Origin of the sequence: Spartinivicinus poritis (assembly GCF_028858535.1) — a bacterium.
GTDB lineage: Bacteria > Pseudomonadota > Gammaproteobacteria > Pseudomonadales > Zooshikellaceae > Spartinivicinus > Spartinivicinus poritis.
The window spans coordinates 103,383-123,940 of sequence record NZ_JAPMOU010000017.1; the positions used below are offsets into that span (position 1 = coordinate 103,383).

Here is a 20,558-nt window from a genome sequence, read left to right on the forward strand (position 1 = left end):
CTTCTGCTACTTATGAAACGATCTCAAAAAGCACTGTCAGTGATTGCCGTTCTGGCAGTGTGGCTCCCCATTTGTTTGCTGTTGGGAATTGCTAATGGTGCTGTGCCGATTGGCCTGGCTGATGTGGTCACTGCTATTTTCAATAATTTAGGTTTTTCCTTAACCTCGACAAGTGATGACTTTTCCCAAAACCAACTGATTATCGAATCCATCCGTACCCCCAGAGTTTTACTTGCCTCATTAATTGGTGCTGCATTAGCTATTAGTGGTGCCTTGATGCAAGGGCTATTTAGGAACCCATTAGCTGACCCTGCCATTATTGGTGTCTCCAGTGGAGCAGCGGTGGGTGCTGCGCTGGCTATTTTATTTGAAAGTGTTTGGCCGGCAGGTTATGCCCACTGGGCGACAACAATCGCTGCATTTTTAGGTGGTTTGGCTGCAACCTGGCTGGTTTTCAAAATTGGCACCAGCCCATATGGCACATCCGTCGCCACAATGTTATTAGCAGGCATTGCCATTAATGCGTTTGCCATGGCTGGAATAGGACTGATTAATTACATGGCAGATGATAACCAGCTCAGAAGTATTATTTTCTGGCAAATGGGAAGCTTAGGGGCTGCTAGTTGGTTAAATGTGGGCACAATGGCTTTAGTTGTTGTAGCTGTTGCTTTAGTACTGCCACGCTATGCAAATACACTTAATGCCTTATTGTTAGGTGATTCTGAAGCACGACACTTGGGGATTAATGTTGATAAAGCTAAAAAATGGCTGATTATTGTAACTGCAGTATTGGTAGGTGTTGCAGTGGCATTTGCAGGAATGATTGGCTTTGTGGGGCTGGTTGTTCCTCATTTAGTTCGTTTAGTCATTGGACCGGATCACCGCTTTTTATTGCCTGCCACGGCGTTGCTGGGAGCTATATTAATGGTGTTGGCTGACCTATGTGCACGTATGGTAATCTCACCTGCTGAATTACCCATAGGGATTGTGACTGCTCTGATTGGTGCGCCGTTTTTTATGTTTTTACTCCTCCAAAAGCGACAGACAATCAGTGGGTAGTAAGTAAATCAATGAAAAACCCTATGCTAGAAGTACAAAATCTGTCGGTTAGTATTCAGGGCAAAACCATTATTGAAAATATTGCCTTTGAAGTCATGCCTGGTGAAGTGCTCGCAGTGCTGGGGCCTAATGGAGCAGGTAAAAGTACTTTATTTTCAGCACTAACTGGAGAGCGTCCACCAGCAACTGGACAGGTGTTAATTAACCAACAGCCTTTATCTGAAATTTCAGATAATTTGAGAGCTACTCAAATAGGGGTTTTGCCACAAAGTTCTGCTTTGAGTTTTGCTTTTAGCTGCTATGAAGTAGTTTCGATGGGGCGGATTCCCTGGTCAACAGGCAAGGACAAAGATGCTGAGGTTATTCAACAGGCTATGGAGCAGGTTGATGCTTGGCACTTGCGTGACCGTATTTATACTTCACTATCAGGTGGGGAAAAGCAACGTATCCATTTAGCTAGAGTCATTGCACAAATCACTACCGATGAGCAGCAAGCTCCTAGATTGTTATTGTTAGATGAGCCAACCTCTGCATTAGATCCTTCTCACCAACATTTAACGCTTCAACTAGCCAGGCAACTGTCTGCAACTAATACGGCAATATTGGTGATTCTTCATGATTTTAATTTAGCGGCCCGCTATGCTGACAAGATAATGGTGATAAAAGAAGGCAGGCAAGTTATCTTGGGTGACCCGCTAGAAGTATTAAAGCCAAATTTAATTAAAGAAGTTTTTGATATTGATAGCCAGGTAATTAATCACCCAACCTATAAAGTACCTGTTGTGCTGTTGGGGTAAAGAGGAAGTCTTATAAGATTAGTGTTTGCTATATAGAAGGGTTTTGATAGTGAGTAAACTACTAAAATTGTCTTGGTTATTTTGCTTTTATAGTGTTATTTCTGGCTGTGCGGCAACTGTCGAAAAGCAATCTGAAAAGCCTATTTGGCAACAACAAAATTCACAGCTGATTACAGAAGCAGACCTATTAAGAAAACTACCTGAAGTTGATGTTTTGTATTTAGGTGAAGCGCATGATAATCCCGTTCATCATCAGCATCAGTTAGCAATACTTGAGTATTTGCAGACAAAAGGGAAGTTGGCCGGAGTGGTAATGGAAATGCTTAACTCTGATCAGCAAGCAAAAATCGATCAGGCTTATGGCAAAGTAAAATCACAAGCAGAATTATACAACTGGTTAGAGTGGCAACAGGTAAAAGGCTGGCAGTGGGATTTTTATGGGCCAATGATGTGGCTGGCTATTAAAAATAATATACCACTCAAGGCGGGTAATATTACCAGGAAGCAAATAATGGAGTTATATCACAGTTCTACTAAGCCTAAAGCAGAAGGCCCTTACATAGATACGATTAGAGAACCCTTAGCGAAGAGAATAGAAGAAGCTCACTGCAATAAAATAGATCAGAAGTCTTTGGTTGCAATGGTAAATATTCAACAAGCCCGAGATAAAAAGCTGGCTGAAGAGGCTGTTAGCCTTAAGAATGGAATAAAAAAAGGGGTGAAAGTAGTGATTACTGGCTCCTTTCATGCCAGGAAAGATGTAGGTTCTCCCCAATTTGTTCAGTGGCTTGCTCCAAATGTAAAAGTGGCTAGTGTGATATTTGTAGAATCAAATGAAGATCAGCAGGCAAGGGTTGAAGGTACTAATCGGTATGTAAGTGCACCCTGGTATCAGGGGGTAGAACAGTGGGGAGACTGGCTATGGCGCACTCCAAAAGCAGATACTGACCGCCCTGACTGCGGTTGATCTCATGACTTAAAAACTAATTCTCTACACATAGGATAAAAGAGAGTGAAAGATAGGGGTTGTAATTTTTTAAAAGTTTAGTAATATAGCGCGCCCATCAAGGGTCGTTAGCTCAGTTGGTAGAGCAGTTGGCTTTTAACCAATTGGTCGCTGGTTCGAGTCCAGCACGACCCACCATTTCTCTCATTTCTTGATGCAACTTATTACTATCTAATCTTTTCTTTTTTATATTTACAGCAAAACCTAAATTGTTGACTTTGTGTTAGTTGATTGAAGCTTGTTCAGGCGCGTGGTTATACCAGTAATTAGCTAGTCGCTGATTATGGCTAACGCCTCGGCCTTGCTGGTACATTTCTGCAAGTTTTAACTGAGCAGTTTTAACTCCTTGTTTAGCAGCCTCCCAATACCACATAGCAGCCCTGGTTTGATCCTTCGCAATTCCATTACCAAGCTCGTAGTGCGTGCCAAGTTGCCATTGGGCAATTCGATCTCCATTATTGGCAGCATGGCTCAGCCAGAATACACCCTCATGTAAGTTGAATAGCTGGCTTTGATTACTAAGAAAAACATCGCTCAACTGCTTATAAGCACTGGTGTCACCTTTATAAGCAGCCTCCTTTAGCCATAACACCGCTTGGTCTTGGTTAAATAACCTGCTTTCAGGCTCTAGCATTAGCTCTGCTGCTCTGACCATAGCAATCTCACTTCCTTGTTTGGCGGCTTGCTCAAACCAGTAAAGTGACTGACTGTGTTGGTCTTCAAACTGCTGATAATAAGAACCCAAGACTAGTTGGGCATTAACGTGATTTTGTAATGCTGCCTGGCTGACTAGATAAATACCACGCTTGCTGTCTTTAGGTACTTTTTCGCCTTGTATCAGCAAAATACCAAGACGGTACTGAGCATATTTGTTGCCTTTTTTAATAGCTCGTTGATACCAGTATCTAGCTTTCTCTGGGTTTTTGGTTACTCCATCGCCTATTAAGTAAGCTTTGGCTAAGTTGTTTAAGGCGGCAGGGTGATCTTTTTCGGCTGCTTTTTTATACCACTGTGCTGCAACTGCTTTATCTTGTTTTACACCAAGGCCAGTTGCGTACATATAACCTAGGTTATTCTCGGCAGCTGCATGGCCTAATTTAGCAGCAGTCTGATAATAGCTGAGGGCTTGCTTAAGGTTTTTATCTACGCCTTGGCCAAGTTGGTGCATCATACCTAAGTTATTTATCGCCTTAGGATATTTTTTAGCCGCCGCTTGATTAAACCAGTAAAGGGCTTGATTATAATCTTTTTGCAGAATGTTCCCGAACCAATACCACTCACCCAATAAAACCTGACTTTCAGCTAGTCCTTGTTGAGCTGACTGCCTAAGCATTGATACCGCTTTTGCCGTATTGTTCGGAGCAATGCAGCGGGCAGCTTCATACTGTCCTTCTAGTGCCGTCAATTCGGCTGACTTTTGAAACCAGTCACAGGCTATTTGAGAATGTTGGTCAGCTTGATAAAACTGACCAATTAGATAGTAAACGAAGCCAAGAGATTTTTTGTGAACGGGTTTTATTTGTGAAGCTTGGCTGATGTGCTGTGTAGACTGCTTCTGTTGGCTAATTGTTGAGACAGACTGGTTCAGTTTGGTAAGCGAGTTGGCGCTAGCAGCTGCATGTCCCGCCAGGCTTAATGTAAGTAAGCCTATAAAAAGACGACTAGTTCCCTTTTTGGTGTTTATCATTAGTGCCCTGTTAGCTAAATAGCGACATAAGATATAACTAAAAAAATCACACAACAAAAACAGACGACCTGTTTATTATTTAACCTATTTTAAACATATCAGTAGATTTGATTTATTTCAGTGAAATTAAGCATTTGATTAAGAAATTAATGCACCTATGTGAACATTCATTACAAAAGGTGACATAGGTCGTAAGTAATCTGTGATTAATTAGGGGAAAGGGGGGGCTGAAAAGTTTCAGAACAAAAAAAAGGCTACCAAAAGGTAGCCTTAGAACCGTGATTAGCCTGATGAGGAGATAACCTGTAAAAAAAGCTGTTTAACTGCCAGGTAAACGTCTTACAGTAGTTATCAAAGTTGCCTGTGGCAACTGTTGAAAAGAATAGGCAAGCAGCTTTTAAATGTCAACACAAATGATAATTATTTTTATTTGCATGCGCATGATGTGGAAGCAATGCACGAAAAGTTGGATGACAGGCAAAAAAAAGCCACTCTAAAAAGAGTGGCAAAAGTCTGTGATTAGCCTGATGAGGAGATAACCTGTATATAGCATCCTGTTACTTACAGAAGTGATATCGACAGATTAAATCTGTTGTGCAACGACAACAATGCAAATGATAATTGTTATCATTTGCATTGTCAATAGCTGCTTAGAATTTTTCCTTCCGCAAAGAACCTGTGTATAAATTAGAGGGCTGTGGCTGTATAACTCTTTATGGCTAGCTCATGACTCCAACAGTGCTAGCTGAATCATTCGAGCCTGGAGAAGCGAGTTTTTGATTAAGAGCGTTTATTCGCCTAGCCATATTTTCCATTAAGTTAAGGCAAACCCTTGGGTGAGTTTGAATAAGGTTAATAAACTGATCTTTAGGCACAGCGGTGAGGGTGCAATCATCTTTGGCGATCACAGTTGCTGAGCGTTTTTCTTGTGTAAACATAGCCATGGCACCAAAGATCTCATCTTGATAAATATTGCCTACTTTTACTCCACGTACATAAACCTCGGCACGCCCAGTCATCAAGATAAAGACATGGTCAGCTTGCTCGCCTTCACTAATAATAGTTTCTCCAGCTTTCACTTGAAGAAAACCAGTTGTAGGCTTATCGCTGTATGGGGTGAGTCGAGATAGCCCATCGGCTAATACAGCGGCATAACCAACCAAGTATTTTGTTAGTAAGGTCTGTCTGGCTGGATCTGCTTGAATATGCTCAAAAAAAGCTTTGCGGTTATAAGGAATGAGTTCAATAGGGTCTTTACTGCTGTATTTACACTTTGGCAAGCTAAAGCCTTGTCTTAGCCCTACGATGTCACCTTCTTGCATGTAAAAAACTTCGCGCTGATTAATAGAGCCAGCAAGCTTTCCTTCGCAAATTAAAAAAACCTGGTCAGGGTCATGCTGGGTATAAAGGTCTGCAACGGAGTCTAAATAGATATTGGCTGCCTCGCTGGGCAAACCATTAACAAGCTGGGCAGGGATAAGCTGCAGCTCTGAAATGACTTCACTGATATAGGGGAATTGCTCTCCCACCAAGTACATGGTTGTAGCCTTAAATTAACATTACTGGCTGACTGCACTGGGTTCTTTGGCTTCTGCTTCCCGTATTAACCTTTCTTTTAGCGAAGGGTCAAGCTGGTTCCAGTGCGCATTGAGTAGAGCACCTTCTAGTGCATATAACAACACTTTAGATACTTTAAATCCGCGTGTTTTAATTTTGCAATAGGCTTCCACCGCACCAATTTGCTCTAGTGTTTCGCGGTCTCTAATGCCAACGGCATTAAGCCATTGAACGGATGTTTTCCCTAGGTTTTTCAGCTCGATTAAATCTGTTGCCATCTTCGAGTCCTTGCCCTCTGAAAATACCAAGTTGCTCAGGTGACAACAAAACTTCATATCAGTCACTATCGAGTTTGCCACCTTGATATAAATAATAGCTGATTATTGTGCCTTGTATGATAATTGATCAGAAACTCGGCTAAATTTTTATTGTATGGCCTGGGTATACTTTGGTGTCAGGCAGCTATATGCCTGTTTATATCTGTTGAGTTTTTAGCTTTTACCTTTTTTGAAAGCTAGCCTAAAAGTCCTTCTAAGAGGACTACCGCTAGTTGCCGTACACTTAAAAAGTGAGAAATTTCCCTCAAATTGTTGGTTTGCTCTGAAAATCAGCAGCCTAATCGAATACACTTTAGCCAATTATTTTGTAAGACAACTGACGCAAGAAAAATATGAGTGCTTCTTGAGGTTGTGAGTAGCCAGCGTGATATCGGCACTCCTTTGCTGTGATAGTAAAGCCTTTGCTGATTATTAGCGTGCAAAGAAGGCTTTGTTAGGGTCTTAAAAGCTGATTTGAGTTACACATAAGCCTGATGGTGTTATGTGAACCAAACATATCATGTAAGTAACAAACCTTATTATCAGCATAACAAGACTCGTTTATTGTGCTGACAAATTAGCCAGCAAAGCACTGAGCTATCTAAGCTATCGAAACGCTTTTAACGAAAAGTTTCTAAGCACTAATATCTGATTGCAGTCTGACAGTCTTTAGGAAAAAACATAAGCACATGACTGAACGTATTCGCACTGGTAGGCAGCCAGCCAACAAAAGTAAAAAGTCCAATGGAAAGACCAAAAAAGGAGGCTTTTGGAAGAAGCTATTTAAGTTAGCAGCTGTGCTGTTAATAATTGGTGGTGTTCTATTTGTTGGTTATGCCAGTAAGCTAGACATTGAAGTAACAGAAAGGTTTGAAGGCAAGAAGTGGGCAATTCCTGCGAAAGTATATGCTCAACCATTGGAGATATTTTCTACTAGAAGAATTAATGCAAAACAACTGACTCAACAGCTGGATCAGCTTGGCTATCAGTCTGTCAGTTATGTTGAGCGAGCTGGACAGTTTCACCAAAAAGGCAATACAGTTACTGTAAAAACCAGGGGGTTCCAGTTTGATGATGGCTATGAAGAGTCAGCCCTGCTAAAAATCACTTTTCAAAATAAACAAATTAAAAAGGTAGTAGATCAAACTGGCCAAGAAGCTTTAGCGCGTTTAGAGCCACAGTTAATTGGTGGCATTTATCCTGCCTCGAATGAAGACCGCTTGTTAACCAAACTGGAGCAGTTACCAGAAACCTTTATTCCTACTTTATTAGCTGTAGAAGACAGAAATTACTATGACCACTGGGGTGTTTCACCCAAGTCAATTATTAGAGCATTTTATGTCAATTTTAAAACAGGGAGAGCCGTTCAAGGTGGGTCAACTTTAACTCAACAGCTAGTAAAAAATTTATATTTGTCGAATGAGCGTAGCCTGAAAAGAAAAGCTAATGAAGCTATTATGGCTGGCTTATTAGATTTTCATTACGACAAGGATGAAATACTCGAAACCTATATCAACGAAGTGTTTTTAGGTCAGCAAGGTAATCGCGCTATCCATGGGTTTGGCTTAGCCAGCCAGTTTTTTTTCGGTCAGCCTATTAATGAGCTGTCAGTTGAGAAGGTTGCCCTGTTAGTTGGCATGATTAAAGGCCCTTCTCAATACAACCCTCGTCGTAAGCCAAAAAATGCCCTTAAGCGTCGTAACCTGGTGCTAAAAGTAATGGCGCAACAAGGGGTAATTACTGAGCAGGAAGCAAACCAGGCTAAGCAGAAGCCTTTAGGCGTGGTGAAGCATAGCAAGGTACAAATGAACCACTATTATGCATACCTCGACCTGGTTAAAAGACAGTTAAAGCGTGACTATGATGAAGATAATCTAACTTCTCAAGGGCTGAGAATCTTTACAAACCTTGACCCTATCGTTCAGCAGCAAGCTCAAAAAAGCCTGACTGAAACCCTGAAAAAAATCAGAAAATCCAGTGAAAAGCATAAAGCGTTACAAGGTGCTATGGTGGTTACAGCGCCAGGTAGTGGTGATGTGCTGGCAGTGATTGGTGATCGTAAAGCAGGTTATACAGGCTTTAACCGTGCAGTAGATGCCCAGCGCCATATTGGTTCTTTAATTAAGCCTGTAGTTTTTTTATCTGCATTGACACAACCTGAGCAATATACTCTCGCCACTTTTGTGGACGACAGCAAAGTTAGCATTAAAACTCAGGATGGTCAGTTATGGGAGCCAAACAACTTTGATCATAAAAGTCATGGCGCGGTGCCCTTGCATGAGGCCTTGGCAAAATCCTATAACTTGGCCACAGCGAATGTGGGGTTGACTGTAGGTGTAGAAAAAATACTACAGTTACTTAAAACAATGGGAGCCGATCAGGAGTTTCCTGCCTATCCTTCTTCCCTGCTAGGTGCTGTAGCCATGTCACCTGTGGATGTAGCTACTGTTTATCAAACTCTGGCAGGAGGTGGTTTTAAAGTACCACTAAGGACGATACGGGCTGTATTGGATGCTGAAGGTAAACCACTGCAGCGTTACCCGCTGGCCATACAACAGGTTATTCCTAGCGAGTATGTGCACTTATTGCAGTATGCAATGCAAGAGGTTATGCGAGAGGGTACTGGTAGAAGAGCCTACCGGCTGTTAAATAATAAAGTGCGTGTTGCAGGCAAAACCGGTACCAGTAATGAACAGCGTGATAGCTGGTTTGCTGGCTATTCTGAGGACTACTTAGCAGTTGTTTGGATGGGGCATGATGATAATAAGCCAACACCAGTAACAGGTAGTAGTGGTGCGCTAAGGGTTTGGACAGACTTTATGTTTAATGTAAATCCTAAGTCATTGCGGCCAAAAGTGCCTGATCAGGTCCGCTATGTATGGGTAGATGAAATTAGTGGCATGCTTGCCAATGAATCTTGTGCAGGTGCACGTTACTTACCATTTATTAAAGGCTCTGAGCCCCAGGAAGAATCTTCCTGCATTATTCGTCACCAGCCCCAAAGAAGGGGGTCTAAGGTGGTAGAGTGGTTCAGAACTCTGTTTCGCTAGTCGGGGGCAATAATAGTGTTTCAACAAACAAACATATTTCAGGGTAAAACATCGTGGTTTAAGCCAGCAGTTATTGGAGGAATGCTGGCTATATTAACTGGCTGTGTACAGCACACATATATTCCATCATCACAAGATCCAGGCCGGGATATGCGGCCTGAAGTGGTTGATGCTGCTCCGGCACCTGCTGCTCGTCCTGAATATCGTCAGCCTCAGGTAGTGACCCAGCCGCGCCAAGAAAACCAAGATCAATATGCTTATGTAACACCTGATTACCCTGACTCAGGAGTGAGCAACAATCCAGCTGCTCGTCGGTTAATTGATCGAGCTTTAGAGCAGCGTGCGAGTGGTGATTTAGAAGCAGCTGCAGCCACTTTAGAAAGAGCACTGCGAGTTGCCCCAAATGATCCAGAAGTCTATTACGAGTTAGCTTCAATTCGACTTAGCCAGCAAAATTATGCACAAGCAGAACAGCTAGCTCGTCGAGGCTTATCCTTAACGCGTGATCCTGGGATGAGAGCAAGGCTGCAATCTATAATCGATCAAAGTGCAGTTGGCCGGGGATAGGTTGAATACCTAATTAGTTATTCGAAAATAAAGTTAAATTTCTAGCAAAAATGCCCGGAAGCGGTGGTGTCAGATGAAATATTCGGGCTAGCTTTTAATTGTCAGCAAATGGACAAGCTCGTTAAACTAGTGTTACATCTTTTCTAGAACACAAGCATTACTGAATCAAACTTAACGAGCGCTTGTCTTTTTATGAGTACTGATCACATATCTGCGTTATTAACTGAGCTGGAGCAAGAGCTTCAACACCTGAACATGTGGGACTCTACCCCTCCTTCTGTAGAGGCTTTAGCAAGTACAGAGCCTTTTTGTGTTGACACCTTGGCGCTGAATCAGTGGTTGCAGTGGATTTTTATCCCTCGCCTTCGTGCTTTGATTGAAGGTGGCCTTCCTTTACCCTCAAACTGTAGTATTCTACCTATCGCTGAAGAGTTCTGTAGTCAGCAGTCTAATGATTGTGCAAAGCTACTGATCATAGTCACAAAAATTGACCAAAATCTTTCTTAAGTTTTCTATACCAACTACGTTTCTACAACAACAATGCCCTTATAAAAGCAATGCGTACGGTGAGATTGTTTCAGCTAGTTTTTCTAATGTTGGTGTTGGCTTTATCTGGATGCCAGGCGATATACCAAAAGCCAATGCTTATTGCTCCAACTATGTTGTTGGATAAAGTGAGAATTCGTAATTACCTCTCCCAATGCTTAACAATAAAACCTCTGGGTGTACGACATACACCTGAGAATGTTGTGCTGCTTACGGAGATGATTGCTTCTCAGGATATTAGCCAGTGTCAATGCAAGTCTGTTTATGTTGAATATCAGGTTGAAGAAAGGCTGCTTAGCTCAGGAAGTGCTTATGGTAAGGCGACGCAGATTAATTGGGGACAAGGCTACTTTATTGCTCCAGTACCAAAGTTTCAGCTTAAGCCACAGTTAATCACCTTAAAGCATGATACGGCACTACAATATCAAGGGCCTTTAATAGTTAGCTTACGTTGCAAAGATGAGTGAGTAATCTTAGAGGAACTGCCCAGCGTATAGCTAGCTGGGCAAAGTGTCGAAGCTTAGTTACACCACTCTTTGATGGCTTCATCAGCTCTTTTTAGTTGCTCCTCTTTTTCCTCTTGACTGAGAATTTTTACTGAGCCATCTTCCATCGTCATCCTGACCCGGTTTTTGATAGTTAGTTGAATTTTATTTTGCTTAGCTTGCTTACAGTTTTCATCTTTTTCTTTTTTTGCTTTGGCTAAATCTTTTTCAAACGCTTCTTTCTCTGTCTGCTCTTTCTTTTTGGCTTCTTCTGAATCTTTAATCGTTTTTAGCTGCTTTTCTCCAGCCTCTTTGCTGGAAGGCTTTTGGGCTCGAGTATTTACAACTTCACCTTGGCCTTGCTTGGGTGGTTCAGTGCTGTAATGGGTAACGCCATTTTCATCTACCCACTTATAGAATTTACCTGCAGTTAGGCTGGTGGAGATTAGAATTAAGCTGGTGAGCAGCAATAGCTTTTTCATGAGTGTTCCCAAACGTTCTGTTATCTTCAATAACACCACAGTTTAGTGGTCACATGAATATATAGGTAACTTATTGCGATAAGTAGAGATGTGACATCTCTATCCTTAATTTTGTTATACATATCACTAAATAAAAGTAAGGTGAAATAATATTTACGATTTAAGCACTTTGCTTGGAGCTTATACCTTTATTGAAGGCAGCCCTAAGTTATTCAGCAATATCCTTACCATTGTAGACGACGTGGCAGGTCCTTGACTTCTGTCGCTAAACTGTAAAGAATTACCAGTCTTACTTTTTGGATGTTTATTGCGTAAATCGCCATCCACTCTGCACTGAAATTTACACCTTAATTTTCAGTTTTTTCCCAAAGACGCGTTACCTCGCGCTGGGTCGGCCCGCTTGTACAATGTTGTGGGCCTGACAATCTGGCAGTTTCGTTAGGCGGCTGAGCAATGCTTAGCGAAGCGAGGTAGTGGTGTATCTCTTATTATAAGAGCTAATGTGGCTCTTCTCTTTAATTCAACTAGATTGACCACTAGCTTAAAAATTAGCAAGTCACGACCCCGTCGTTAGTGTTTGGCTAGATATAAGTTTTTGGCAAGCACTAGCAGGGCTATTCGTCTTGCTAATCAGATAGGTTTATGTTGCTCTATAGCTAATGGATATAGTCTGTTAGATCGTTAAACTAATTTGTTATGTAGTGATGTTCTAGAGGGTTCATCAAGTGGAACTATTATCGGGTGCTGAAATGGTAATCCGCTCATTAGCGGATGAAGGGGTTGAGTATATTTATGGTTATCCCGGCGGTGCACTGCTTCATGTATATGATGCACTGTTTCGTCAGGATCGAGTCACCCATATTCTCGTGCGCCATGAGCAAGCAGCAACCCATATGGCTGATGGTTACGCACGGGCGTCGGGAAAAACAGGGGTAGCGCTTGTTACATCGGGGCCAGGAGCAACCAATACGATTACAGGTATTGCCACTGCTTACATGGACTCTATTCCAATGGTGGTTATTTCTGGGCAAGTGCCATCAGATTTTATTGGTACGGACATGTTCCAGGAAACTGACATGGTGGGAATCTCTCGGCCAATCGTTAAGCACAGCTTTTTGGTTAAGCGAGCCGAAGATATTCCAATGACCATTAAAAAGGCATTTCATATTGCTCAGTCTGGTCGGCCAGGTCCTGTGGTAGTGGATATTCCTAAAGATATCACTAATCCCAGTGATAAGTTTGAATATGTATACCCCAAAAAAATTAAACTTCGTTCTTATAATCCTCCGCAAAAAGGTCACTCAGGGCAAATTCGTAAAGCCCTTGATCTACTAATGCAGGCAAAACGGCCAATTATTTATAGTGGCGGCGGAGTCATTTTAGGGCAGGCGGCTGATGTACTGACAGAGTTGGCGCAAAAGTTAAATTTCCCTGTTACCAACACTTTAATGGGGTTAGGGGGCTACCCAGGTTCTGATCGCCAGTTTTTAGGGATGCTCGGTATGCATGGCAGTTATGCCGCTAATCTGGCAATGCATCATGCTGATGTGATTTTAGCGGTAGGGGCTCGGTTCGACGATCGAGTGACAAATGGTGTTGCTAAGTTTTGCCCAACAGCCAAAATTGTTCATATCGATATTGATCCAGCCAGTATTTCTAAAAATATTCGTGCTGATGTACCTATTGTTGGTCCAGTTAAAGCAGTTCTGAATGAGATGCTGGGTGCGATTAAAGATAGTAAGCGGGAAGTTGACAAAGAAGCCACTAATAGCTGGTGGAAACAAATCGATGAATGGCGTAGCTCAAAAGGCACCTTCCCTTATGATCCAGGTGATGGTGGCATTATTAAACCTCAGGCGGTGATCGAAGCCTTATATGAGGTAACCAAAGGCGATGCATTTGTTACTTCAGATGTAGGCCAGCATCAAATGTTTGCTGCTCAATATTATAAGTTTGATCAGCCTAACCGTTGGATTAACTCAGGTGGCTTAGGCACCATGGGCTTTGGCTTTCCTGCAGCAATGGGGGTGAAGCTACATTACCCTGATCACGATGTTGCTTGTGTAACGGGGGAGGGTAGTATCCAGATGAATATTCAGGAGCTATCTACCTGCTTGCAATATGATCTGCCAATCAAAATTATTACGCTGAATAACCAAGCCTTAGGCATGGTACGGCAGTGGCAGGATATGCAATACGACAGTCGTTACTCTCACTCTTATATGGAATCACTCCCGGACTTTAAGCGACTGGTTGAAGCTTATGGGCATGTGGGAATAACTGTCGAAAAGCCAGATGACCTGAAAGGTGCAATGGAAGAAGCCTTTGCCTTAAAAGATCGTTTGGTGTTTTTAGATGTAAAAGTTGACCCTAATGAGCATGTTTATCCCATGCAAATTAAAGATGGCTCAATGCGTGATATGTGGTTAAGTAAAACGGAGCGTACCTAATGCGTCGTCATATCATTTCAGTATTAATGGAAAACGAGCCCGGTGCGTTGTCGCGGGTAGTTGGGTTATTTGCTCAGCGTAACTACAATATTGAGTCATTAAATGTAGCACCAACCGATGATCCTACATTGTCTCGGCTTACGCTGACCACAATTGGGGTTGACGATAAAATTGAACAAATTACCAAGCAGCTAAATAAGCTAATTGATGTGGTTAAACTGGTTGATTTATCCGAAGGCTCTCATATTGAGCGTGAGCTGATGTTCCTGAAAGTAAAAGTATCAGGAGCTCAGCGTGCAGAAATAAAGCGCACTACTGATATTTTCCGCGGCCAGATTGTGGATGTCACCAGCTCAACTTATGTTATTCAGCTAACCGGTGATAGCGATAAATTGGATGCTTTTATTCAAGCGGTAGCACCTGTGTCTGTTCTAGAAGTTGTGCGGACTGGTGTGTCTGGAATTGCTAGAGGGGAAAAAGTACTTAGTTTATAACTTACCCTACGCATTGAGTATACAAATTTAACTAATAAAAAAGCCTGGTTGTTGCACCAGGCTTTTTGTTGTCTGTAACAAAAATGGAGATTTTTTAGTGAGAGCAAGAAAGCATCGCGCGGAAAACCGCAGTGTACATAATAGTACATGAGGATTTGAGCACGAAGCTGACGCAGCTATCGCTAAAAAAGATCATTTTTGTATGATTAGATGATGCGCTTCATATCAGTCATATGCCCACGCAACTCATAACCGATTAACTCAACAGTATGGTCACGAATAGCATCGTTCACTTCAACCAAGCGCGCGTTATCAACACTGTTCGATTTAACAGCTAAACCTTTACCGATAACATCAGTGTCGACTTTAGCCATAAAGTCTTTTAACAATGGCACGCAAGCATGGGCAAATAAATAGCAGCCATATTCTGCAGTATCAGAAATAACCACATTCATTTCATACAGCTTGCGACGAGCAATGGTGTTAGCAATTAGTGGCGTTTCGTGTAGTGATTCGTAGTAAGCAGACTCTTCAATAATGCCAGAACTGCACATTACTTCGAAAGCCAGCTCAACACCGGCTTTAACCATGGCAACCATTAAAATACCGTGGTCAAAGTATTCCTGCTCATCAATTTCAGCAGTAGATGTGGCTTTTTCGAAAGCAGTTTCAGCAGTTTCAGCGCGCCAGGTCAGTAAGTTTTTGTCATCATTGGCCCAGTCTTCCATCATGGTTTTAGAGAACTCGCCTGTGATGATATCGTCCATGTGTTTTTCAAACAGCGGACGCATGATATCTTTTAATTCTTCAGATAGATCAAACGCTTTAATTTTTGCAGGGTTTGATAAGCGGTCCATCATGTTGCTGATACCACCGATTTTTAGCGCTTCGGTGATTACTTCCCAGCCTTGCTGAATTAATTTGGACGCATACCCAGCATCGATACCATCAGCAACCATTTTGTCAAAGCATAAAATAGAGCCTGTTTGTAGTACGCCGCATAAGATGGTTTGTTCACCCATTAAGTCAGACTTTACTTCGGCGATAAATGAAGATTCTAATACCCCTGCAAGGTGGCTACCTAAACCGGCTGCATAAGCTTTGGCCTGCTCTAAGCCTTCGCCATTAGGGTCATTTTCACGGTGCACAGCAATTAAAGTAGGTACGCCAAAACCACGCTTATATTCTTCTCTTACTTCTGTGCCAGGGCACTTAGGCGCCACCATGATAACGGTAATATCATCACGAATTTTCATGCCTTCTTCGACAATGTTGAAACCGTGAGAGTAAGACAAAGTAGCGCCTTTTTTCATTAGAGGCATTACTTGTTCAACAACAGCAGAGTGCTGCTTATCTGGAGTTAGGTTACTGACCAAGTCCGCCTGAGGAATTAACTCTTCGTAAGTGCCAACAGTGAATCCATTGTCAGTAGCATTTTTCCAAGATTGACGTTTTTCTTTGATAGCTGATTCACGCAAGGCATAAGAAACATCCAAGCCGCTATCTTTTAAATTTAAACCTTGGTTTAGACCTTGAGCACCACAGCCAACAATAACTATTTTTTTGCCTTTCAGAGCTTCTACACCCGTGTCAAACTCTGCACGGTCCATAAAGCGGCACTTGCTCAACTCTTCTAGCTGAATGCGCAATGGCAATGAGTTGAAGTAATTCATCTGTAGCTCCTTAAAGATTTTTTGCCAGCATGGGCTACAAGGAAAGTGGCCATGAAGGCAACTAGGGGAGACCCTAGTTTATGTTCGATTTGTGGAAGAAAAATAGCCTGGCAGCAAGAACTGCCAGGCAGGTTTTATTATTAATCACTGGCATCAACTTTAATATGTATTTGTATGCTGAACCGAGTGATCTTTATAGACACTCCACTTTGTAGTGACAAAAAAGATAGCCTATTCTCAGTGTTGCGTAAAATGATATGTTTCGAATACTGTATTGCATGATATGAAATACAACAGGATAAGTGCTGATGGATTATCAAGGTTTAAAGCTATTTCTGCATTTGGCTTCTACCCTGCACTTTGGGCAAACCAGTGAAGCCTGCTTTATTAGCCCTTCGACGCTGAGCCGTCATATAAAGCGATTAGAAGAGGAGGTGGGGAAACCACTGTTTGAAAGAGATAAAAGAAAAGTCAGCCTAACCCGAGCAGGTGAGTTATTCCGTCAGTATGCATCAGAAACACTTGCTAATTGGAATCGATTTCAGGAAACCCTACAGGAAGAGACCACTTTATTAAGTGGAGAAATCAGTATGTATTGCTCGGTCACTGCGAGCTACAGCTTTTTATCTGATTTGCTGGTGACTTATCGACAGCGCCAACCTAGCGTAGAAGTGAAACTGCATACCGGTGATGCGGCTTACTCTATTCCGAAAGTCGTAGCAGGTGAAGAAGATATAGTTATTGCTGCTAAGCCAGAACACTTACCTGCTAGTTTAAGCTTTAAACCTATAGCAACATCAGGCCTGGTGTTTATTGCGCCAACAGTAAGCTGCCTGGCAAGAGAGTTTGTTGATGCAGAGATTATGGACTGGGAAAGAGTCCCGATTATTCAAGCAGAGCAGGGCCTAATCAAACAAAGGCTGCAGTTGTGGTTTCGTCAGCAAGGTATCAAACCTAATGTCTATACATCGGTTGCAGGTCATGAAGCAATAGTCAGTATGGTTAGTCTGGGTTTTGGGGTAGGCATTGTGCCTGAGTTGGTGCTGCTTAATAGCCCGCTGGCTAATAAAATTCAGCAATTAACAGTAGACCCTGTCTTGCAGCCGTTTACTATAGGTTTGTGTGTACAAACACGGCGTTTACAAAATCCTCTGGTCAAAACTTTCTGGGATACAGCCAAAGTGCTTGGCTAGCCTTTGTGGTTTGATGAAATATTTTGGTTAATCACGCAATTTAATTCGGGTTTGATATAATGCCAGAACCGTTTGTTTTTTGGACAATTACTCTATGAGTCAAGAGAAAGACAATTCAGTGGCAGATGATACCGAAGATCAGCTGCCACAAACGATACTACCCATCGACGAGCATGTTGAAGAAGTTGCTGAAAATGGTAGAAAAGTAAGACGGAAAGGGGTTTATTTACTACCTAATCTGTTTACCACAACTGCATTATTTTGTGGTTTTTATGCCATTGTTAGCTCAATGAACCAAATGTTTGAGCAAGCTGCAATCGCTATTTTTGTGGCGATGATCTTTGATGGGCTTGATGGCCGTGTGGCGCGGCTGACCAATACTCAAAGTGCCTTTGGTGCAGAATACGACAGTTTATCTGATATGGTGGCCTTTGGTGCAGCGCCAGCTTTGGTGTGTTTTAACTGGAATCTAACCAGTTTAGGTAAAGTTGGCTGGATGGTGGCATTTATTTATGTAGCTTGTGTAGCCCTTCGCCTAGCTCGTTTTAATACACAAATTGATACCGCTGATAAGCGCTATTTTACAGGTCTGCCCTGCCCATCGGCGGCGGCGGTTGTTGCTGCTATGGTTTGGGCGCTTAATCAAGCTGACTTGGCTTCTAATGGGCTTGTTACCATGTTTACTGCCGCAGTTATGGCGCTTACTGGGATTTTGATGGTTAGCAATGTTCGCTACCACAGCTTTAAAGATTTAGAGTTTAAAGGGCGAGTACCATTTGTTGCGATTATTGCAATTGTATTGGTCTTCGCAGTTGTATTTACCAACCCACCCTGGGTATTGATGGTAGTGTTCTTGCTCTATGCTGCTTCTGGCCCTGTTCTGGCTGTATGGCGATTTAAGCAGAAGCGGGTAGCTGCTGCCCAAGGGAAATAAATTTCCCAGTTACGCTGTCTATATTGTTAAGAGTAAGTTTTAGCCCAAGGCATCTCTGGTTGGTAATTATTATGGAGGTGCCTTTAATTTTATAGGCAGTGCCTTATGCTGATTAAAAAGCCCAGTGATATCAAAAGTTATGAAATAACCCCTGAATCCGCTTACTTTAACCGTCGGCAATTTATGAAGCGGCTAGGACAAGCTGCAATGCTGACAGCTGGCTCTGGGTGGTTGACCGCTTGTGCTGAAGAAAATGGTAGTGCACAGGCGCAATCAATAGCAAAAGCAAAGCCCGTTAGTCTGGTTTCTACAGAAGGTGTCAAGCAATACCCAGCTCCTAAGTGGCTTAAAGAAAAATTTCCGGGTCGAAAAATATGGTCTGATTCCACTCATGAAGAACTAACGCCTTATGAAGACGTCACTCGCTACAATAACTTTTATGAGTTTGGTACTAAAAAAGGTGATCCTGCAAAACACGCAGGTAGTTTAATTACTGATCCCTGGTCTGTGACTATTGATGGAGAAGTGGAAAAGCCTGGTACTTACACCCTTGAAGATATTTTAAAGCCTCATGACTTTGAAGAGCGTATTTACCGGCTGCGCTGTGTAGAAGCCTGGTCAATGGTGGTGCCATGGGTAGGGTTTCAGTTAGGCGACTTATTAAAGCACTTTAATCCAACCTCAAAAGCAAAGTATGTTGCTTTCACTACGTTAAATGACCCGGAACAAATGCCGGGGTTGAAGCTGCCATTTAGCAGTATTGAGTGGCCTTATGTTGAAGGGCTGCGCATCGATGAAGCAATGAATCCACTTACTTTGATAGGGGTGGGGCTTTACGGAAAAACCATGCCGCCACAAAACGGCGCTCCACTTAGATTAGTTGTGCCATGGAAGTATGGCTTTAAAAGCATTAAATCCATCATAAAAATTAGTTTGGTGGAAAAGGAGCCTCCTACTACTTGGAATAAATCAGCACCTAATGAATATGGCTTTTACTCCAATGTGAACCCAAATGTCAGCCATCCTAGATGGAGTCAAAAGCGCGAAAGGCGCTTGCCATCTTCGCTGTTCAACCCCAATTATGTAGAAACTCAGTTGTTTAATGGCTATGCCGAGCAAGTTGCTCACCTCTATAAAGGTATGGACTTGGCAAAGTACTATTAAATTACGAGCGTCGAAGGGGCTATTGAATTGATCAAAAAATTAAAGCCAATATGGTTTTTATTGGCTCTATCGCCAGCTGTTTATTTGGTGTACTTAATCATTACTAATGGGTTAGGGCCTGACCCCGCGAAAACCGTTGTTGAATTTTTAGGTATTTGGGCTCTGCGTTTTTTATGGATTGCATTAAGCCTTACTCCATTGAAGCTAATTACGGGTAATGGTCAATTTATCTCCATTCGTCGGATGATGGGGTTATATGCATTCTTTTATGTCTGTCTTCACTTAACAGCTTATTTACTATTTATGCTGGGGCTGCAGTGGAGTAATTTGTGGGAAGATATTTTAGAGCGACCCTATATAACCGTGGGCTTTGCTGCGTGGCTGGTTTTGCTGCCGTTGGCTATCACCTCAACCAATAAAATGATTCGGCGGCTGGGAAAAAAATGGAAACAGTTGCACAAGGGAGTATACCTTGCTGCCTGTCTGGCAGCTTTGCATTTTATCTGGTTAGCGAAGAGTAATTTACTGGAACCTATCGTTTATTTGACTATTCTTATCCTGCTATTCGCTTTACGCTTTATTAAAAAAACCAGCAAAGCTAAAACAGTGGTGGCTGATAATTAGTCAAAAATACTTGTTTTTGAGTTTTTGATATTTAGCTGTTGACTTAAACTCAGAAGTGCGTAGAATGCGCCGCCACTGACTGGAGATGAGCAGAAAAGACAGCAACTGCCGGAGGCTTTTAAAGTTTCTGAGGCGCTGAAAAAACTTTTCAAAATTCTCTTCGGAAAGGGCGAAAAAAAATCGCTTGACTTTAAAAGGTTAAACGATAGAATGAGCGCCCTCAGTTAGCGAGCCAAGCGCTGCTAACAAGCTCTTTAACAAGTTAATCAGACAATTCATGTGGGCTTTAGCTGTAATGATGAGGCAAAAATTATCATTGCGCTAAAAGTCAAAGAAATTTGAGATTTAGATAACGCGATGAGCCAAGTTTCGTTTTGCACTTTAAGCAAGACAAATTGATTTAAACTGAAGAGTTTGATCATGGCTCAGATTGAACGCTGGCGGCAGGCCTAACACATGCAAGTCGAGCGGAA

At 42.2% G+C, this 20,558-nt stretch carries 18 protein-coding genes, 1 tRNA gene and 1 rRNA gene; 15 read left to right on the forward strand and 5 right to left on the reverse strand.

Annotation, left to right across the window (positions count from 1 at the left end):
* Nucleotides 1–12 precede the first annotated feature (12 nt).
* From ORQ98_RS14440 to ORQ98_RS14455, 4 genes are all read left to right on the forward strand, one after another.
* Nucleotides 13–1,059 carry a FecCD family ABC transporter permease gene (locus tag ORQ98_RS14440; RefSeq protein WP_274689516.1) on the forward strand — a complete coding sequence of 349 codons (1,047 nt, stop codon included), beginning with the start codon at nucleotides 13–15 and terminating at the stop codon, nucleotides 1,057–1,059.
* A gap of 11 nt (nucleotides 1,060–1,070) precedes the next feature.
* Nucleotides 1,071–1,856, forward strand: a complete 786-nt coding sequence (locus ORQ98_RS14445; RefSeq protein WP_274689517.1) for a heme ABC transporter ATP-binding protein — start codon at nucleotides 1,071–1,073, stop codon at nucleotides 1,854–1,856.
* Between the two features lie 49 nt (nucleotides 1,857–1,905).
* Nucleotides 1,906–2,823, forward strand: coding sequence for a ChaN family lipoprotein (locus ORQ98_RS14450; RefSeq protein WP_274689518.1), 918 nt, complete (start codon nucleotides 1,906–1,908; stop codon nucleotides 2,821–2,823).
* 101 nt (nucleotides 2,824–2,924) lie between these two features.
* Nucleotides 2,925–3,000: transfer RNA gene (locus ORQ98_RS14455), tRNA-Lys, on the forward strand.
* 85 nt (nucleotides 3,001–3,085) lie between these two features.
* Here the strand turns inward: ORQ98_RS14455 and ORQ98_RS14460 are convergent.
* The 3 genes from ORQ98_RS14460 to ORQ98_RS14470 form a co-directional block, all read right to left on the reverse strand.
* Nucleotides 3,086–4,549: an SEL1-like repeat protein gene (locus ORQ98_RS14460; protein ID WP_274689519.1), complete on the reverse strand. Its 1,464-nt coding sequence runs from the start codon at nucleotides 4,547–4,549 to the stop codon at nucleotides 3,086–3,088.
* Between the two features lie 719 nt (nucleotides 4,550–5,268).
* Nucleotides 5,269–6,087, reverse strand: a complete 819-nt coding sequence (locus tag ORQ98_RS14465; RefSeq protein ID WP_274689520.1) for a Crp/Fnr family transcriptional regulator — start codon at nucleotides 6,085–6,087, stop codon at nucleotides 5,269–5,271.
* Between the two features lie 21 nt (nucleotides 6,088–6,108).
* A complete protein-coding gene (locus ORQ98_RS14470; protein WP_163835792.1) occupies nucleotides 6,109–6,384 on the reverse strand; it encodes a TfoX/Sxy family protein in 276 nt (91 codons plus the stop codon).
* A 728-nt stretch (nucleotides 6,385–7,112) separates the two neighbouring features.
* On the opposite strand from ORQ98_RS14470, the gene mrcB reads away from it, so the two are divergent.
* The 4 genes from mrcB (at nucleotide 7,113) to ORQ98_RS14490 (ending at nucleotide 11,053) form a co-directional block, all read left to right on the forward strand.
* Nucleotides 7,113–9,473 (forward strand): penicillin-binding protein 1B, encoded by a 2,361-nt coding sequence (gene mrcB, locus ORQ98_RS14475; protein WP_274689521.1) that lies wholly within the window; start codon nucleotides 7,113–7,115, stop codon nucleotides 9,471–9,473.
* Nucleotides 9,474–9,488: 15 nt separating this feature from the next.
* A complete protein-coding gene (locus ORQ98_RS14480; protein WP_274689522.1) occupies nucleotides 9,489–10,040 on the forward strand; it encodes a tetratricopeptide repeat protein in 552 nt (183 codons plus the stop codon).
* A 192-nt stretch (nucleotides 10,041–10,232) separates the two neighbouring features.
* On the forward strand, nucleotides 10,233–10,547 hold the full coding sequence (locus ORQ98_RS14485) for a YqcC family protein (protein ID WP_274689523.1): 315 nt from the start codon (nucleotides 10,233–10,235) through the stop codon (nucleotides 10,545–10,547).
* Nucleotides 10,548–10,606: 59 nt separating this feature from the next.
* On the forward strand, nucleotides 10,607–11,053 hold the full coding sequence (locus tag ORQ98_RS14490; protein ID WP_274689524.1) for a DUF2195 family protein: 447 nt from the start codon (nucleotides 10,607–10,609) through the stop codon (nucleotides 11,051–11,053).
* Between the two features lie 53 nt (nucleotides 11,054–11,106).
* Here the strand turns inward: ORQ98_RS14490 and ORQ98_RS14495 are convergent, their stop codons facing one another.
* Complete coding sequence (locus ORQ98_RS14495; protein ID WP_274689525.1) at nucleotides 11,107–11,553, reverse strand: DUF4124 domain-containing protein; 447 nt, start codon at nucleotides 11,551–11,553, stop codon at nucleotides 11,107–11,109.
* A gap of 725 nt (nucleotides 11,554–12,278) precedes the next feature.
* Between ORQ98_RS14495 and ORQ98_RS14500 the strand changes: the two genes are divergently transcribed.
* Nucleotides 12,279–14,003 (forward strand): acetolactate synthase 3 large subunit, encoded by a 1,725-nt coding sequence (locus tag ORQ98_RS14500; RefSeq protein WP_274689526.1) that lies wholly within the window; start codon nucleotides 12,279–12,281, stop codon nucleotides 14,001–14,003.
* Nucleotides 14,003–14,497 (forward strand): acetolactate synthase small subunit, encoded by a 495-nt coding sequence (ilvN, locus tag ORQ98_RS14505; protein ID WP_274689527.1) that lies wholly within the window; start codon nucleotides 14,003–14,005, stop codon nucleotides 14,495–14,497. Before ORQ98_RS14500 ends, ilvN begins: the two co-directional genes overlap by 1 nt.
* Before the next feature lie 206 nt (nucleotides 14,498–14,703).
* Here ilvN and ilvC read toward each other — a convergent pair whose 3' ends face one another.
* Nucleotides 14,704–16,170: a ketol-acid reductoisomerase gene (ilvC, locus tag ORQ98_RS14510; protein WP_274689528.1), complete on the reverse strand. Its 1,467-nt coding sequence runs from the start codon at nucleotides 16,168–16,170 to the stop codon at nucleotides 14,704–14,706.
* Between the two features lie 308 nt (nucleotides 16,171–16,478).
* Between ilvC and ilvY the strand changes: the two genes are divergently transcribed.
* From ilvY to ORQ98_RS14535, 5 genes are all read left to right on the forward strand, one after another.
* Nucleotides 16,479–17,363, forward strand: a complete 885-nt coding sequence (gene ilvY, locus ORQ98_RS14515; RefSeq protein WP_274689529.1) for an HTH-type transcriptional activator IlvY — start codon at nucleotides 16,479–16,481, stop codon at nucleotides 17,361–17,363.
* Nucleotides 17,364–17,457: 94 nt separating this feature from the next.
* Nucleotides 17,458–18,297, forward strand: a complete 840-nt coding sequence (pssA, locus tag ORQ98_RS14520; RefSeq protein WP_274689530.1) for a CDP-diacylglycerol--serine O-phosphatidyltransferase — start codon at nucleotides 17,458–17,460, stop codon at nucleotides 18,295–18,297.
* Between the two features lie 105 nt (nucleotides 18,298–18,402).
* Complete coding sequence (msrP, locus tag ORQ98_RS14525) at nucleotides 18,403–19,461, forward strand: protein-methionine-sulfoxide reductase catalytic subunit MsrP (protein WP_274689531.1); 1,059 nt, start codon at nucleotides 18,403–18,405, stop codon at nucleotides 19,459–19,461.
* Between the two features lie 27 nt (nucleotides 19,462–19,488).
* Nucleotides 19,489–20,085: a protein-methionine-sulfoxide reductase heme-binding subunit MsrQ gene (locus ORQ98_RS14530; RefSeq protein WP_274689532.1), complete on the forward strand. Its 597-nt coding sequence runs from the start codon at nucleotides 19,489–19,491 to the stop codon at nucleotides 20,083–20,085.
* Nucleotides 20,086–20,487: 402 nt separating this feature from the next.
* Nucleotides 20,488–20,558: ribosomal RNA gene (locus tag ORQ98_RS14535) — 16S ribosomal RNA — on the forward strand; the annotation flags it as partial.